Consider the following 15,395-nt stretch of genomic DNA (forward strand, 5'->3'; position numbering starts at 1 on the left):
ACGTGAAGATCACGGTGAGCCTGATCAACCCGATCGCCATGGAAGAAGGTCTGCGCTTCGCAATCCGCGAGGGCGGCCGCACCGTCGGCGCCGGCGTGGTGTCCAAGATTATTGAGTAATCTCGGGCGTCTTATGGTCAGTTGGAAGGACGGTGGGGCGACCCACCGTTCTTTCGCGTTTCAGGGTAACGGTCTAGGCCAGTAGCTCAATTGGCAGAGCAGCGGTCTCCAAAACCGCAGGTTGGGGGTTCAAGTCCCTCCTGGCCTGCCACCTCACGTTAGGCGGCAAACTAGGTAATACATCATGGCGGCAGCTAAACAAAACGAACAGGGTTCGGCATTCGATACCGTAAAACTTGCGGTGGCGGTGCTGCTGTTGCTGGTCGCCATTGGTGGTTTTTATTACTACGCCGAGGCCTCCCTGCTGTATCGCGTGCTCGGTTTGCTGGGGGTGACGGCGGTCGCACTCGGCATCGGCGCCACGACCATGCGGGGGCGCCTGTTGCTGGGCTTCCTGCAGGACTCGCGTACCGAGGTGCGCAAGGTCGTCTGGCCGACCCGGACTGAAACCACCCAGACCACCCTGGTCGTAATCGGGATGGTGCTGGTACTTGGGCTGTTCCTTTGGCTGTTGGATATGTTCCTCGGCTGGGCGGTGCAGTTCCTGATTCATCATGGAGGTTGATGTGGCGCTGCGTTGGTACGTTGTGCACGCCTATTCGGGCTTTGAAAACCAGGTGAAACGTTCGCTCGAGGAGCGTATCAAGCGTTTTCACATGGAGGATAAGTTCGGTCAGATTCTGGTCCCCACCGAAGAAGTGGTGGAGATGAAGGAAGGGCAGAAACGGCGCAGTGAGCGCAAGTTTTTCCCTGGCTATGTGCTGGTGCAGATGGAGATGGGTGACGACTCCTGGCATCTGGTCAAGGAGGCGCCCAAGGTGCTCGGTTTCATCGGCGGCACCAGCGACAAGCCTGCGCCCATCAGCGACAAGGAGGCCGACGCGATCCTGCACCGCATTCAGGAAGGCGTCGAGCGCCCCCGGCCCAAGGTCCTGTTCGAGGTGGGCGAAGTGGTGCGTGTCACCGATGGCCCCTTCAACGACTTCAATGGCGTTGTCGAAGAGGTCAATTACGACAAGAGCCGCCTGCTGGTGGCGGTACAGATTTTCGGTCGTTCGACGCCGGTGGAGCTCGAGTTCCACCAGGTCGAAAAGGCCTGACGGGCGGCTCACCAAGGCCGCAAGTTAAACAACCGGGGAGCCGAGAGGCGCTTGCACCCGTTGGAGTGAAATCATGGCAAAGAAGATTCAGGCGTATATCAAGTTGCAGGTCCCTGCAGGCCAGGCGAATCCCAGTCCGCCCGTTGGCCCGGCGCTGGGTCAGCACGGTGTGAACATCATGGAGTTCTGTAAGGCCTTCAATGCCCAGAGTCAGGGCATTGAGCAGGGTCTGCCGATTCCGGTGGTGATTACGGTCTACAATGACCGTAGTTTCACCTTCATTATGAAGACCCCGCCGGCGGCCGTGCTGCTCAAGAAGGCGGCCGGCATCCCGAAGGGCAGCGGCACCCCGAACACCAATAAGGTGGGCAAGGTGAATCGCGCGCAACTGGAAGAAATCGCCAAGACCAAGATGCCCGATCTGACCGCTGCCGATATGGATGCTGCCGTGCGGACCATCGCCGGCAGTGCGCGCAGCATGGGTCTTGAAGTGGAGGGGGTCGAGTAATGGCACGCCTGAGCAAACGTCAGAAGCTGATCAACGAAAAGCTGGAGCGCGGCAGGCTCTATCCGGCCACCGAGGCCTTCACCCTGCTCAAGGATCTGTCGACCGTGAAGTTCGCGGAGGCGGTGGACGTCGCCGTGAATCTCGGCGTCGATCCCCGCAAATCGGATCAGGTCGTGCGCGGGTCGACGGTGCTGCCCCACGGCACGGGCAAGAGCGTGCGTGTGGCGGTCTTCGCCCAGGGCGCGGCGGCTGATGCCGCCAAAGCGGCCGGTGCGGACGTGGTCGGCTTCGAGGATCTCGCCGAAGAAGTAAAGGGCGGGCGCATGGATTTCGACGTGGTCATCGCCTCTCCGGACGCGATGCGCGTCGTCGGCCAGCTGGGCCAGATTCTGGGGCCGCGCGGGCTGATGCCGAACCCCAAGGTGGGCACCGTGACCCCTGATGTGGCGACCGCGGTGAACAACGCCAAGGCGGGTCAGGTGCGTTACCGGACCGACAAGGCCGGCATCATCCATTGCACGATCGGCAAGGTGGGCTTCGAGCCCAAGGCGCTGGAGGAGAACCTCAACGCGCTGCTCGCCGACCTGACCAAGGCGAAACCCGCCTCGGCCAAGGGTGTCTATATGAAAAAGGTGACCGTCTCCACGACCATGGGGCCGGGCATCTCGCTGGACCAGACCAGCCTCTCGTTCTGAGGCTGAGTTAAGGAATTCGGCCGTCTTCGGGCGGCCGGCGGGGCTCAGGCCGAGCCCCGGGGCCGTCAGGCCTGGGATGTGCAAGGATGCAAATCGTCCAAGACCGCAGGTGTGGTGACACATAAACGGGATTTCCCGGCCTGCGCAGACGGTGCAACCCGAGTCAGGAATGCCTGGTGCGGGGGAGCCGTTCGGAGGCCGTCCAGATGGGCGGCTGGAGTAATACGGTGGTGGTAACCCCCATCGAACCAGGAGGTAGTTAACTGTGGCACTCACGTTGGAAGACAAAAAGCAGGTTGTCTCTGAAGTGGCCGCGGTGGCTGCTAATGCACACTCGGCAGTTGCGGCTGAATACCGCGGCTTGAGTGTGGAGGCGCTGACCGAACTGCGTGCCAAGGCGCGTGACGGTGGCGTTTATATGCGTGTGGTGAAGAACACCCTTGCGCGTCGTGCAGTCGAAGGTACTGACTTCGAATGCATGAGCGAAGGGATGGTCGGCCCGCTGTTGTACGCGTTTTCCCAGGAAGATCCTGGTGCGGCAGCGCGGGTGATCAAGGACTTCGTCAAGGAGAACGAGGCGCTCAAGGTAAAGCTGGTTTCGATCGGCGGACAGATGTTCGCTGCATCCGAGCTGGAACGCCTTGCCAGCCTGCCGACCCGTGATCAGGCACTGAGCCTGCTCATGGCCGTGATGAAGGCCCCGATCGAGAAGTTTGCCCGTACCGTCAACGAGGTGCCCGGCAAGCTGGTTCGCACCGTCGCAGCAGTCCGCGACCAGAAGCAGGCGACTGCTTGATTTTGATTTCATGACTCGGAATTGACAGGAGTAATACCATGGCTGTGTCCAAAGAAGATATCTTGGAAGCGATTTCCAATATGACCGTGATGGAGGTCGTCGATCTGATCTCCGCGATGGAAGAGAAGTTCGGCGTTTCCGCTGCCGCTGCTGTGGCCGCGGCACCGATGGCTGCCGGTGGCGGTGAAGCCGCCGCCGCCGAAGAGAAGGACAGCTTCGACGTTGTCATGTCCAGCTTCGGCGACAACAAGGTGGGCGTCATCAAGGTGGTCCGCACCATCACCGGTCTGGGCCTGAAGGAGGCCAAGGAAATGGTTGAGGGTGCACCTTCCACCGTTAAGGAAGGCGCGTCCAAGGATGAGGCCGAAGACATCAAGAAGCAGCTTGAGGAAGCCGGCGCCAAGGTCGAGCTTAAGTAAGCTGCCTCTGTTGTCAAAGGCTGGTTTGTTGTACTGAGTGAAAGGCTGGCGATGCCGCATCGCCGGCCTTTTGCTGCTTGATTTTTTGTACCTGGTTTGCGGTGTGCGTAGCGAGTTGGTTCTGTGAGAGGAAAGACAATGGCCTACAGTTTTACAGAGAAAAAGCGGATTCGAAAGGATTTCGGCAAGCGTCCACAGATACTGGAGGTCCCGGATCTGCTCTCGATCCAGGTCGAATCCTACCGCCAGTTCCTCCAGAATGACCATGCCCCCGAGGCGCGTGCCGATCTCGGGCTTCATGGTGCCTTCAAGTCCGTATTCCCGATCGTCAGCTATTCGGGGCACGTGCATCTCGAATACGTGAGCTATCGCCTCGGTCAGCCGATCTTCGACGTCAAGGAGTGTCTGCTGCGGGGCCTGACCTACGCCGCGCCCCTGCGCGTGGTGCTGCGCCTGGTGATTTACGACAAGGAGGCCCCGGCGGGCACCCAGGTCGTCAAGGACATCAAGGAGCAGGAGGTCTATCTGGGCGAGATGCCGCTCATGACCGAACACGGCACCTTCGTCGTCAACGGTACCGAGCGCGTCATCGTTTCCCAGCTGCACCGTTCGCCGGGTGTGTTCTTCGACCACGATAAGGGCAAGACCCATTCGTCCGGCAAACTGCTGTTCAATGCGCGGGTCATTCCTTACCGTGGTTCCTGGCTGGATTTCGAATTCGATCCCAAGGATCTGGTGTACGTGCGTATCGACCGGCGCCGCAAGCTGCCGGCCACCGTGCTGCTGCACGCACTCGGTTATGACGACGAGCAGATCATCGAGCAGTTCTTCGATACCAATATCGTTCGTCGTGGCAAGAACGGTTACGAGCTGGACCTGATCCCCGAGCGCCTGCGCGGCGAGACCGCCACCTTCGACATCTCGGTCAAGGGCAAGGTGCTGGTGGAGACCGGCCGTCGCATTACCGCACGCCACATCCGCGAACTCGAAAGCGCCAACGTCAAGACGCTTGCCATCCCTGACGAATACCTGATTGGCAAGGTGGTGGCCCAGAGCCTGGTCGACACCGACACCGGCGAGCTGGTCGCCAACGTCAACGACGAAATCACCGAGGAACTGCTGCACAAGATTCAGCAGGCCGGGGTGAAGGAATTCCGTGTCCTGTACACCAACGACCTGGATCGCGGTCCGTACATGTCGGACACCCTGCGTGCCGACACGACCAAGACCCAGCTCGAGGCGCAGGTCGAGATCTACCGCATGATGCGTCCCGGCGAGCCGCCTACCAAGGAGGCCGCTCAGAACCTGTTCGAAAACCTGTTCTTCAACGAAGAGCGGTACGACCTGTCGCCGGTGGGACGCATGAAGTTCAACCGCCGCGTCGGGCGTGAAGAGCTGACCGGTCCGGGCACCCTCACCAACGAGGACATCCAGGCCGTGCTGCATACGCTGCTCGATATCCGCAACGGCAATGGCGTGGTCGACGATATCGACCATCTCGGCAATCGCCGTGTGCGCAGCGTCGGTGAGATGGCGGAGAACGTGTTCCGTGTCGGACTGGTGCGCGTCGAACGCGCGGTCAAGGAACGCCTGACCGTCGCCGAAAGCGAAGGCCTGATGCCGCAGGAACTGATCAACGCCAAGCCGGTGGCGGCGGCGGTGAAGGAGTTCTTCGGCTCCTCCCAGCTGTCCCAGTTCATGGACCAGAACAACCCGCTGTCCGAGGTGACCCACAAGCGGCGTATTTCGGCGCTGGGTCCGGGCGGTCTGACCCGTGAGCGCGCCGGTTTTGAGGTGCGCGACGTGCATCCGACCCACTACGGCCGCGTATGCCCGATCGAGACCCCTGAAGGCCCGAACATCGGTCTGATCAACTCGCTGGCGGTTTATGCCCGTACCAACGCATACGGATTCCTCGAGACCCCCTACCGCAAGGTGGTTGACGGCAAGGTGACCGAGCAGATCGATTACCTGTCGGCGATCGAGGAAGGGCAGTACACCATCGCGCAGGCGAACGCGACCCTGGATGCGAAAGGCGCATTGGTCGATGACCTGATCTCCTGTCGTCACCAGAACGAGTTCATGCTCGCGCCGCGTGAAAAGGTCCAGTACATGGACGTGTCGCCGAAGCAGATCGTGTCGGTGGCCGCCTCGCTGATCCCGTTCCTCGAGCATGACGACGCCAACCGCGCGCTCATGGGTTCCAACATGCAGCGCCAGGCCGTGCCCTGCCTGCGTTCCGAGAAACCGCTGGTGGGTACCGGTATCGAGCGCGTGGTGGCGGTGGACTCCGGTTCCACGGTGTGCGCACGTCGCGGCGGCACGGTCGATTCCGTCGACGCTGCCCGTGTCGTGGTGCGCGTGAACGACGATGAAACCCACGCGGGCGAGCCGGGTGTGGATATCTACAACCTCACCAAGTACACCCGTTCCAACCAGAACACCTGCATCAACCAGCGGCCGCTGGTCAAGGTGGGTGACCAGATCGCACGCGGCGACGTGCTGGCAGACGGTTCCTCCACCGACATGGGTGAACTGGCCCTGGGGCAGAACATGCTGGTCGCATTCATGCCCTGGAACGGCTACAACTTCGAGGATTCCATCCTCATCTCCGAGCGTGTGGTCCGCGAGGACCGCTTCACCTCGATCCATATCGAGGAGCTGACCTGTGTCGCGCGCGACACCAAGCTGGGTGCCGAAGAGATCTCTGCGGATATTCCCAACGTCAGCGAAAGCCTGCTTTCCAAGCTGGACGAGTCGGGCATCGTGTACATCGGTGCTGAGGTGAAGCCGGGAGACATCCTAGTCGGCAAGGTGACGCCGAAGGGCGAAACCCAGCTGACCCCGGAAGAGAAGCTGCTGCGCGCCATCTTTGGTGAGAAGGCGTCGGACGTGAAGGACACCTCGCTGCGCGTGCCCTCCGGCATGGAAGGCACCGTCATCGACGTGCGCGTGTTCACGCGCGACGGCGTCGAGAAGGACAAGCGTGCGCTGGCCATCGAAGAGGCCGAGCTGGAACGGGTGCGCAAGGACCTCAAGGATCAGCTGCGCATCTACGAGGACGATATCTACGATCGCGTCGAAAAGCTGCTGGTTGGCAAGGTTGCCGAGGGTGGCCCGAATAAGCTGGCCGCCGGCAGTAAGGTGACCAAAAGCTACCTGACCGACCTGGACCGTCAGAAGTGGTTCGAGGTCCGCATGCGCAACGACGAGGTCAACGAGCAGCTGGAGGCTCTCGCGCAGCAGCTCGAAATCCAGGCCAAGGAATTCGAGGAGCGGCTCAAGGAGTACAAGCAGAAGATCGCCCAGGGTGACGACCTCGCTCCCGGCGTGCTGAAAATGGTCAAGGTCTACCTGGCCGTGAAGCGCCGTATGCAGCCGGGCGACAAGATGGCCGGCCGCCACGGTAACAAGGGTGTGGTTTCCATGATCGTGCCCGAAGAGGACATGCCCTTCATGGACGACGGTACCCCCGTGGATATCGTCCTCAACCCGCTCGGCGTGCCCTCGCGTATGAACGTCGGTCAGGTGCTTGAGACGCACCTCGGTTGGGCCGCCAAGGGCCTGGGCCACAAGGTCGGCCGCATGCTGGAGGCCCACACCAAGATCGAGGAGGTCCGCAAGTTCCTCGAGGCGGTGTACAACGAGGGCGCGGTGCGCAAGACCGATCTCAGCGCGTTGAGTGAAGACGAGATGCTGGAGCTGGCACGCAACCTGACGGCGGGCGTGCCGATGGCGACCCCGGTGTTTGACGGTGCGAGCGAAGAGGAAATCTGCGCCATGCTGCGTCTGGCGGACCTGCCGGAAAGCGGGCAGACCCATCTGTACGACGGACGCACCGGCGATTCGTTCGAGCGCCCCGTCACCGTCGGTTACATGCACATGCTGAAGCTCAACCATCTGGTGGACGACAAGATGCACGCCCGTTCCACCGGCCCGTACAGCCTCGTCACCCAGCAGCCGCTGGGCGGTAAGGCCCAGTTCGGTGGCCAACGCTTCGGTGAGATGGAGGTGTGGGCGCTGGAAGCCTACGGTTCCGCCTATACGTTGCAGGAGATGCTGACGGTCAAGTCCGACGACGTGCAGGGTCGCAACAAGATGTACAAGAACATTGTGGACGGGGATCACCGCATGGAGGCCAATATGCCCGAATCCTTCAACGTGTTGATGAAGGAAATCCGTTCGTTGGGTATCAATATCGAGCTGGAACAGGACTGAGCCTGTGGACCGGAGTGTGATTCCCCAGAATTCGAGGTGGACGTGAGATGAAAGATCTACTCAATCTCTTTAAACAGCAGACCCAGAGCCAGGACTTCGATGCCATCCGCATCGCTCTGGCCTCCCCGGAAATGATCCGTTCCTGGTCTTATGGCGAAGTCAAAAAGCCGGAGACGATCAACTACCGGACCTTCAAGCCCGAGCGCGACGGCCTGTTCTGCGCCAAGATCTTCGGGCCGGTGAAGGACTACGAGTGCCTGTGCGGCAAGTACAAGCGTCTCAAGCACCGCGGTGTGGTGTGCGAGAAGTGCGGCGTCGAAGTGACCCAGGCCAAGGTGCGCCGCGAGCGTATGGGCCATATCGAGCTGGCCAGCCCGGTGGCTCATATCTGGTTCCTGAAGTCGCTGCCTTCCCGCATCGGCCTGTTGCTCGACATGACGCTGCGCGAGATCGAGCGCGTGCTGTATTTCGAGGCCTTCGTCGTCATCGACCCCGGCATGACCACCCTGGAGCGGGGTCAGCTGCTGTCAGACGAGATGTACCTGGAGGCGCTCGAGGAGCACGGCGACGAGTTCGATGCCCGCATGGGTGCCGAGGCCGTGTTCGAACTGCTGCGGCAGATCGACATGGAGGGCGAGGCACGCCGCCTGCGCGAGGAGATCGACAGCACCAATTCCGAGACCAAGCTCAAGCGGCTGGCCAAGCGCCTCAAGCTGATCGAGTCCTTCATCGAGTCCGGCAACAAGCCGGAGTGGATGATCCTGACCGTGCTGCCGGTGCTGCCGCCGGACCTGCGTCCGCTGGTGCCCCTGGACGGCGGCCGTTTCGCGACCTCCGACCTGAACGATCTGTACCGCCGGGTCATCAACCGTAACAACCGCCTCAAGCGCCTGCTGGAGCTGAACGCGCCCGACATCATCGTGCGCAACGAGAAGCGCATGCTGCAGGAAGCGGTGGACGCCCTGCTCGACAACGGTCGCCGCGGCCGCGCCATCACCGGCTCCAACAAGCGCCCGCTGAAGTCGCTGGCCGACATGATCAAGGGTAAGCAGGGGCGTTTCCGCCAGAACCTGCTAGGCAAGCGCGTCGACTACTCCGGCCGTTCCGTGATCGTGGTCGGCCCGACCCTGCGCCTGCTCCTGTGCGGTCTGCCCAAGAAGATGGCGCTGGAGCTGTTCAAGCCGTTCATCTTCGGCAAGCTGCTGCGCCGCGGGCTGGCCTCCACCATCAAGATGGCCAAGAAGCTGGTCGAGAAGGAAGGCGCCGAGGTCTGGGACGTACTCGAGGAGGTGATCCGCGAGCATCCCGTGATGCTGAACCGTGCGCCGACCCTGCATCGTCTGGGTATCCAGGCCTTCGAGCCGGTGCTGATCGAGGGCAAGGCCATTCAGCTGCATCCGCTGGTCTGCGCCGCGTTCAACGCCGACTTCGACGGTGACCAGATGGCGGTGCACGTACCGCTGTCCATCGAGGCGCAGCTCGAGGCGCGTGCGCTGATGATGTCCACCAACAACGTGCTTTCGCCGGCCCACGGCGAGCCGATCATCGTGCCTTCCCAGGATATCGTGCTCGGCCTGTATTACATGACCCGTGAGCGGATCAATGCTCCCGGTGAGGGCATGGTCTTCGCCGACGTGAATGAGGCGCGCCGCGCCTATGAGGTCGGTCATGTCGACCTGCACGCCAAGGTTCAGGTCCGTGTGAAGGAATGGACGCTGAACGAGGCGGGCGAATTGGAGCCCGTGATCCGGCGCGTGGACACCACCGTCGGACGTGCGATGCTGTCGGATATCCTGCCCAAGGGGCTGTCGTTCGACTTCATCAACCGCGATCTGGGCAAGAAGGCCATTTCCAAGCTGATCGGCGTGGCCTATCGCCAGGTCGGCCTCAAGGAGGCGGTGATCTTCGCGGACCAGTTGATGTATACCGGTTTCCGCTACGCCACCCGTTCCGGCACCTCGTTCGGCAAGGACGACATGGTCATCCCCGAGGAGAAGACCCCGATCCTGGCTTCGGCCGAGGCCGAGGTGAAGGAGATCGAGGAGCAGTACGCCTCCGGTCTGGTCACCAAGGGCGAGCGCTACAACAAGGTGGTCGACATCTGGTCGCGTACCAACGAGCAGGTGGCCAAGGCCATGATGGAAAAGCTCGGCACCGACGAGGTGACCAATGCCGAAGGCAAGGTCGCCAAGCAGCCGTCGTTCAATTCCATCTTCATGATGGCCGATTCCGGCGCGCGTGGTTCCGCCGCGCAGATCCGCCAGCTGGCCGGTATGCGCGGCCTGATGGCCAAGCCGGACGGCTCGATCATCGAGACCCCGATTACCGCGAACTTCCGCGAGGGTCTGAACGTTCTGCAGTACTTCATCTCCACCCACGGCGCCCGTAAGGGTCTGGCCGATACGGCGTTGAAGACCGCGAACTCGGGTTACCTGACCCGTCGCCTGGTCGATGTGGCGCAGGATCTGGTGATCACCGAGGACGACTGCGGTACCAGCTCCGGCATCCTGATGAAGCCCATTATCGAAGGCGGCGACGTCGTCGAGCCGCTGCGCGAGCGCGTCCTGGGCCGCGTGTTGGCCGAAGATGCTCTTTCCGCCGACGGCAAGAAGGTGCTGATCCCGGCCGGCACCCTGTTGGACGAGGAGTGGTGCGACCGCTTGGAGGACCTGGGTGTGGATGAGGTGATGGTGCGTTCCGTCATCACCTGTGACACCCGCTACGGGACCTGCTCGGCCTGCTACGGCCGCGACCTGGCGCGTGGCCACAAGGTCAACATGGGCGAGGCGGTGGGTGTCATCGCAGCCCAGTCCATCGGTGAGCCGGGCACCCAGCTCACCATGCGTACCTTCCACATCGGTGGCGCGGCCAGCCGTTCGGCGGCGGCCAGCAACATCGCCGTGAAGGCCGCGGGTACCGTGCGTTTGCACAACATCAAGACCGTGAGCAACCGCAACAACAACCTGGTGGCGGTCTCGCGTTCCGGTGAAATCGGCCTGGTCGACGAGCAGGGGCGTGAAAAAGAGCGCTACAAGGTGCCCTACGGTGCGGTCATCTCGGTCGAGGATGGCGAGAAGGTGGTCGCCGGTCAGGAAGTGGCTTCCTGGGATCCGCACACCCACCCGATCATCACCGAGGTGGCGGGGCGCATCAAATTCACCGATTTCGTCGAGGGCGTGACCATCACGCGCCAGACCGACGAGATCACCGGCCTGTCCTCGCTGGTCGTGAATGACCCGAAATCGCGTGGTTCCGCCGGCAAGGACATGCGTCCGATGGTGAAGCTGCTCGACGCCAAGGGTAAGGACCTGATGCTGGCCGGCACGGAAATCCCGGCGCACTATGCGCTGCCGCCGGGGGCCCTGGTGGCCCTGGAAGACGGTGCCGAGGTGAAGGTCGGTGACGTTGTGGCCCGTATCCCGCAGGAAAGCTCCAAGACCCGCGACATCACCGGCGGTCTGCCGCGCGTCGCGGACCTGTTCGAGGCGCGCAAGCCCAAGGAGGCGGCGATCCTCGCGGAGCGTACCGGCACCATCTCGTTCGGCAAGGAGACCAAGGGCAAGCAGCGTCTGGTCATCACCGACGAGAACGGCGATACCTACGAGGAGCTGATTCCGAAGTGGCGCCACATCAACGTGTTCGAAGGTGAGCACGTCGAGAAGGGCGAGGTCGTTGTCGAAGGCGAGCCGAGTCCGCAGGACATCCTGCGCCTGCTGGGGCCGACCGCGCTGGCGGAGTACCTCGTCAAGGAGATCCAGGACGTTTACCGCCTGCAGGGCGTGAAGATCAACGACAAGCACATCGAGGTGATCATTCGCCAGATGATGCGCAAGGTCGAGATCACCGAGTCCGGCGAGACCAAGTTCCTCAAGGGGGAGCAGGTGGAGCGCGCCCGGGTACTGGAGGAGAACGAGAAGATGGCCGAGGGCGACAAGCTGCCGGCCAAGTACGATCTGATGCTGCTGGGTATCACCAAGGCCTCGCTCGTCACCGAATCGTTCATCTCCGCGGCCTCCTTCCAGGAGACTACCCGCGTGCTCACCGACGCCGCCACCCGCGGCGCCCGGGACGACCTGCGCGGCCTGAAGGAGAACGTCATTGTCGGCCGTCTGATCCCCGCCGGCACCGGGCTCGCCTACCACAACGAGCGTCGGCGCCATCGTGCAGGCGAGATGCTGGACCTGACCCTGCCGGGGGAAGGTGCGGCAGAGGCCGAACCCGAGACCGCCGAGCCGGTCGAGGAAGGGGCAGGCACGTCCGAGGAGTGAGTGAAAATGGCCTTTCCCTTGACAGGGAAGGGCCATATACCTAGAATTCGCGTCCCCCGACAGGCCCATGCCAGGGCCTGTCGTACTTTTTAGGGTAGGAGAAAACCTTAAGATGGCAACGATCAATCAGCTGGTTCGCAAGCCTCGCAAGACCAAAAAGGCCAAGACCAACGTGCCCGCGCTGGAGGCCAGTCCCCAGAAGCGCGGCGTGTGTACGCGCGTGTATACGACCACTCCGAAGAAGCCGAATTCGGCGATGCGGAAGGTTGCGCGTGTGCGTCTGACCAACGGTTACGAGGTTTCCAGCTACATCGGCGGTGAAGGTCATAACCTCCAGGAGCACTCGGTGGTGCTGATCCGCGGCGGTCGTGTGAAGGATCTGCCGGGTGTGCGTTATCACACCGTGCGCGGCAGTCTGGACACGCAGGGCGTGCAGAACCGCAAGCAGGCTCGTTCCAAGTACGGCGCCAAGCGCCCGAAGGCCTGATCTTAGGATACGAAAAGCATTTATCAGGTAAACCCATATGCCTAGAAAGAGAGAAATCGCCAAGCGTCAGGTGCTGCCCGATCCCAAGTTCGGGAGCGATCTGCTGGCCAAGTTCATCAATACCATCATGCGCAGCGGCAAGAAGTCCGTGGCCGAAAACATCGTCTACGATGCCCTGGACCAGATCGGCGAAAAGAAGGGTGACGGCATGCAGGTCCTGGATCAGGCCCTGGAGAACGTGCGCCCCATGGTCGAGGTCAAGTCGCGTCGTGTCGGCGGTGCCACCTACCAGGTGCCGGTCGAGGTCCGTTCCTCGCGCCAGAACGCGCTGGCCATGCGCTGGATTGTCGAAGCCGCCCGCAAGCGCGGTGAGAAATCCATGGCGTTGAAGCTGGCCGGTGAGCTGATGGATGCGGCCGAAAGCCGCGGCACGGCCGTCAAGAAGCGTGAAGACACGCATCGCATGGCGGAGGCCAACAAGGCCTTTGCGCATTTCCGCTGGTAACCACTACATTTCAGGTAATTTACTGTGGCCCGCAAAACCCCTATTGAGCGCTATCGCAACATCGGCATCATGGCTCACATCGATGCCGGCAAGACCACGACGACCGAGCGCATTCTGTTCTATACCGGTGTTTCCCATAAGATCGGTGAGGTGCACGATGGTGCCGCCGTCATGGACTGGATGGAGCAGGAGCAGGAGCGTGGTATTACGATCACCTCCGCGGCCACGACCTGCTTCTGGCAGGGTATGGACCAGCAGTTCCCGCAGAATCGTATCAACATCATCGATACGCCCGGACACGTCGACTTCACCATCGAGGTGGAGCGCTCGCTGCGCGTCCTCGACGGTGCCGTGGCCGTGTTCTGTGCCGTGGGTGGTGTCGAGCCGCAGTCCGAGACCGTCTGGCGCCAGGCCAATAAGTACCAGGTGCCGCGTATGGCGTTCGTCAACAAGATGGACCGTGCCGGCGCCAACTTCCTGCGCGTGATCGATCAGATCAAGACCCGCCTGGGTGCCAACCCGGTGCCGATCCAGTTGCCGATCGGCGCCGAAGACAATTTCCAGGGCGTGGTCGACCTGATTCGCATGAAGGCGATCTACTGGAACGAGGCCGACATGGGCATGACCTATGAGGCCAAGGACATTCCCGCCGAGATGGCCGATGAATGCCAGACCTGGCGTGAGACCATGCTTGAGGCTGTCGCCGAGGCCTCCGAAGAGTTGATGGAGAAGTACCTCGAGGAAGGCGACCTGAGCGAGGAAGAGATCCGCGAGGGTCTGCGTACCCGTACCCTGGCCAACGAGGTTGTGCCGGCGATGTGCGGCTCCGCCTTCAAGAACAAGGGCGTCCAGGCCATGCTGGACTCGATCATCTATTTCATGCCGTCGCCGGTCGACGTGCTGGCCATCAAGGGCCATCTGGATGATGCGGACGAGACCGTTGCCGAGCGCCACTCCAGCGACGACGAGCCTTTTGCCGCGCTGGCGTTCAAGATCGCGACCGACCCCTATGTCGGCAGCCTGACCTTCTTCCGTGTCTACTCCGGCGTCATCTCGTCCGGCGACACCGTCTACAACCCGGTCAAGGGCAAGAAGGAGCGCGTCGGCCGTATCCTGCAGATGCACGCCAACTCCCGTGAGGAGCTCAAGGAGGTGCGCGCCGGTGATATCGCGGCTGCGGTCGGTCTGAAGGACGTGACCACGGGCGACACCCTGTGCGACCTGAACAACGTCATCACCCTGGAGCGCATGGAGTTCCCCGAGCCGGTGATCTCCGTCGCGGTGGAGCCCAAGACCAAGGGTGACCAGGAGAAGATGGGCATCGCCCTGCAGAAGCTGGCGCAGGAAGACCCCTCGTTCCGCGTGCACACCGACGAGGAGTCCGGCCAGACGATTATTTCCGGTATGGGCGAACTGCACCTGGAGATCATCGTCGACCGCATGAAGCGCGAGTTCAAGGTCGAAGCCAACGTGGGTGCCCCGCAGGTGGCCTACCGCGAAGCGATCCGCAAGACGGTAGAGCAGGAAGGCAAGTTCGTGCGCCAGTCCGGCGGTCGCGGTCAGTACGGCCATGTCTGGCTGCGCCTCGAGCCGCTTGAGCGTGGCGAGGGCTTCCAGTTCGAAAACGCCATCGTCGGCGGTGTGGTGCCCAGGGAATACATCCCCGCGGTCGGCAAGGGCGTCGAAGAGCAGCTGGAGAACGGTGTGCTCGCCGGCTTCCCGATGATCGACGTGAAGGCCACCCTGTACGACGGTTCGTACCACGACGTCGACTCGTCCGAAATGGCCTTCAAGATCGCCGGTTCTATGGCGATTAAGGAAGGTGCGCTCAAGGCCGATCCGGTCCTGCTTGAGCCGGTCATGAAGGTCGAGGTCGTGACGCCCGAAGAGTACATGGGTGACGTGATGGGCGATCTGAACCGCCGCCGCGGCCTGGTGCAGGGCATGGAGGATTCCCCCTCCGGCAAGGTGATTCGCGCCGAGGTGCCGCTGGCCGAGATGTTCGGCTATGCGACGGATCTGCGTTCTGCGACGCAGGGTCGCGCCACGTATTCCATGGAGTTCGGCAAGTATGCCGAGGCGCCCTCCAGCGTGGCCGACGCCGTGATCAAGAAGGCTTCCTAACGAACACTTAATTTAGAGAGATTGAGGTAATCAGGCGTGTCCAAGGAAAAATTCGAACGTAAGAAGCCGCACGTAAACGTAGGCACGATAGGCCACGTTGACCACGGCAAGACGACGCTGACGGCGGCGATCACGCGGGTGATGTCGGAGAAGTTT

At 62.0% G+C, this 15,395-nt stretch carries 13 protein-coding genes and 1 tRNA gene; all 14 read left to right on the forward strand.

The window, feature by feature from the left end; translation table 11 throughout:
• The coding region (locus P8Y64_09730; GenBank protein MEJ2060750.1) for an elongation factor Tu at positions 1-119 on the forward strand (119 nt) is incomplete at its 5' end.
• A 75-nt stretch (positions 120-194) separates the two neighbouring features.
• Positions 195-270 (forward strand) — tRNA-Trp (locus tag P8Y64_09735).
• Between the two features lie 33 nt (positions 271-303).
• Positions 304-684 carry a preprotein translocase subunit SecE gene (gene secE, locus P8Y64_09740; GenBank protein ID MEJ2060751.1) on the forward strand — a complete coding sequence of 127 codons (381 nt, stop codon included), beginning with the start codon at positions 304-306 and terminating at the stop codon, positions 682-684.
• A gap of 1 nt (position 685) precedes the next feature.
• Entirely contained in the window at positions 686-1,219 is a 534-nt protein-coding gene (gene nusG / locus P8Y64_09745; protein MEJ2060752.1) for a transcription termination/antitermination protein NusG, read from the forward strand.
• Between the two features lie 73 nt (positions 1,220-1,292).
• Positions 1,293-1,727 (forward strand): 50S ribosomal protein L11, encoded by a 435-nt coding sequence (gene rplK / locus P8Y64_09750; protein ID MEJ2060753.1) that lies wholly within the window; start codon positions 1,293-1,295, stop codon positions 1,725-1,727.
• Positions 1,727-2,422, forward strand: coding sequence for a 50S ribosomal protein L1 (gene rplA, locus P8Y64_09755; protein ID MEJ2060754.1), 696 nt, complete (start codon positions 1,727-1,729; stop codon positions 2,420-2,422). The genes rplK and rplA overlap by 1 nt, the downstream gene beginning before the upstream one ends.
• Positions 2,423-2,687: 265 nt before the next feature.
• Positions 2,688-3,218, forward strand: a complete 531-nt coding sequence (rplJ, locus tag P8Y64_09760; protein MEJ2060755.1) for a 50S ribosomal protein L10 — start codon at positions 2,688-2,690, stop codon at positions 3,216-3,218.
• Positions 3,219-3,256: 38 nt separating this feature from the next.
• Positions 3,257-3,637 carry a 50S ribosomal protein L7/L12 gene (gene rplL / locus P8Y64_09765; GenBank protein ID MEJ2060756.1) on the forward strand — a complete coding sequence of 127 codons (381 nt, stop codon included), beginning with the start codon at positions 3,257-3,259 and terminating at the stop codon, positions 3,635-3,637.
• Positions 3,638-3,775: 138 nt separating this feature from the next.
• Positions 3,776-7,855 carry a DNA-directed RNA polymerase subunit beta gene (gene rpoB / locus P8Y64_09770; protein MEJ2060757.1) on the forward strand — a complete coding sequence of 1,360 codons (4,080 nt, stop codon included), beginning with the start codon at positions 3,776-3,778 and terminating at the stop codon, positions 7,853-7,855.
• A 47-nt stretch (positions 7,856-7,902) separates the two neighbouring features.
• Complete coding sequence (rpoC, locus tag P8Y64_09775; protein MEJ2060758.1) at positions 7,903-12,123, forward strand: DNA-directed RNA polymerase subunit beta'; 4,221 nt, start codon at positions 7,903-7,905, stop codon at positions 12,121-12,123.
• Positions 12,124-12,235: 112 nt separating this feature from the next.
• The gene (rpsL, locus tag P8Y64_09780) at positions 12,236-12,610 is read left to right on the forward strand and encodes a 30S ribosomal protein S12 (GenBank protein ID MEJ2060759.1); all 375 of its coding nucleotides are present in this window, start codon (positions 12,236-12,238) and stop codon (positions 12,608-12,610) included.
• Between the two features lie 37 nt (positions 12,611-12,647).
• On the forward strand, positions 12,648-13,115 hold the full coding sequence (gene rpsG, locus P8Y64_09785) for a 30S ribosomal protein S7 (GenBank protein ID MEJ2060760.1): 468 nt from the start codon (positions 12,648-12,650) through the stop codon (positions 13,113-13,115).
• 24 nt (positions 13,116-13,139) lie between these two features.
• Positions 13,140-15,239 (forward strand): elongation factor G, encoded by a 2,100-nt coding sequence (gene fusA / locus P8Y64_09790; protein MEJ2060761.1) that lies wholly within the window; start codon positions 13,140-13,142, stop codon positions 15,237-15,239.
• Between the two features lie 36 nt (positions 15,240-15,275).
• Positions 15,276-15,395 (forward strand): GTP-binding protein (locus P8Y64_09795; GenBank protein ID MEJ2060762.1); only part of this gene is annotated, 120 nt, incomplete at its 3' end.

It is taken from the genome of Gammaproteobacteria bacterium, from assembly GCA_037388465.1.
Classification (GTDB): Bacteria; Pseudomonadota; Gammaproteobacteria; order SpSt-1174; family SpSt-1174; genus JARRKE01.

Bases quoted from the DNA above. Each gene is read 5' to 3' on its own strand.
- secE (MEJ2060751.1), top strand. From the start codon at position 304: ATGGCGGCAGCTAAACAAAACGAACAGGGTTCGGCATTCGATACCGTA.
- rplK (MEJ2060753.1), top strand. From the start codon at position 1,293: ATGGCAAAGAAGATTCAGGCGTATATCAAGTTGCAGGTCCCTGCAGGC.
- rplA (MEJ2060754.1), top strand. From the start codon at position 1,727: ATGGCACGCCTGAGCAAACGTCAGAAGCTGATCAACGAAAAGCTGGAG.
- rplL (MEJ2060756.1), top strand. From the start codon at position 3,257: ATGGCTGTGTCCAAAGAAGATATCTTGGAAGCGATTTCCAATATGACC.
- rpoB (MEJ2060757.1), top strand. From the start codon at position 3,776: ATGGCCTACAGTTTTACAGAGAAAAAGCGGATTCGAAAGGATTTCGGC.
- rpoC (MEJ2060758.1), top strand. From the start codon at position 7,903: ATGAAAGATCTACTCAATCTCTTTAAACAGCAGACCCAGAGCCAGGAC.
- rpsL (MEJ2060759.1), top strand. From the start codon at position 12,236: ATGGCAACGATCAATCAGCTGGTTCGCAAGCCTCGCAAGACCAAAAAG.
- rpsG (MEJ2060760.1), top strand. From the start codon at position 12,648: ATGCCTAGAAAGAGAGAAATCGCCAAGCGTCAGGTGCTGCCCGATCCC.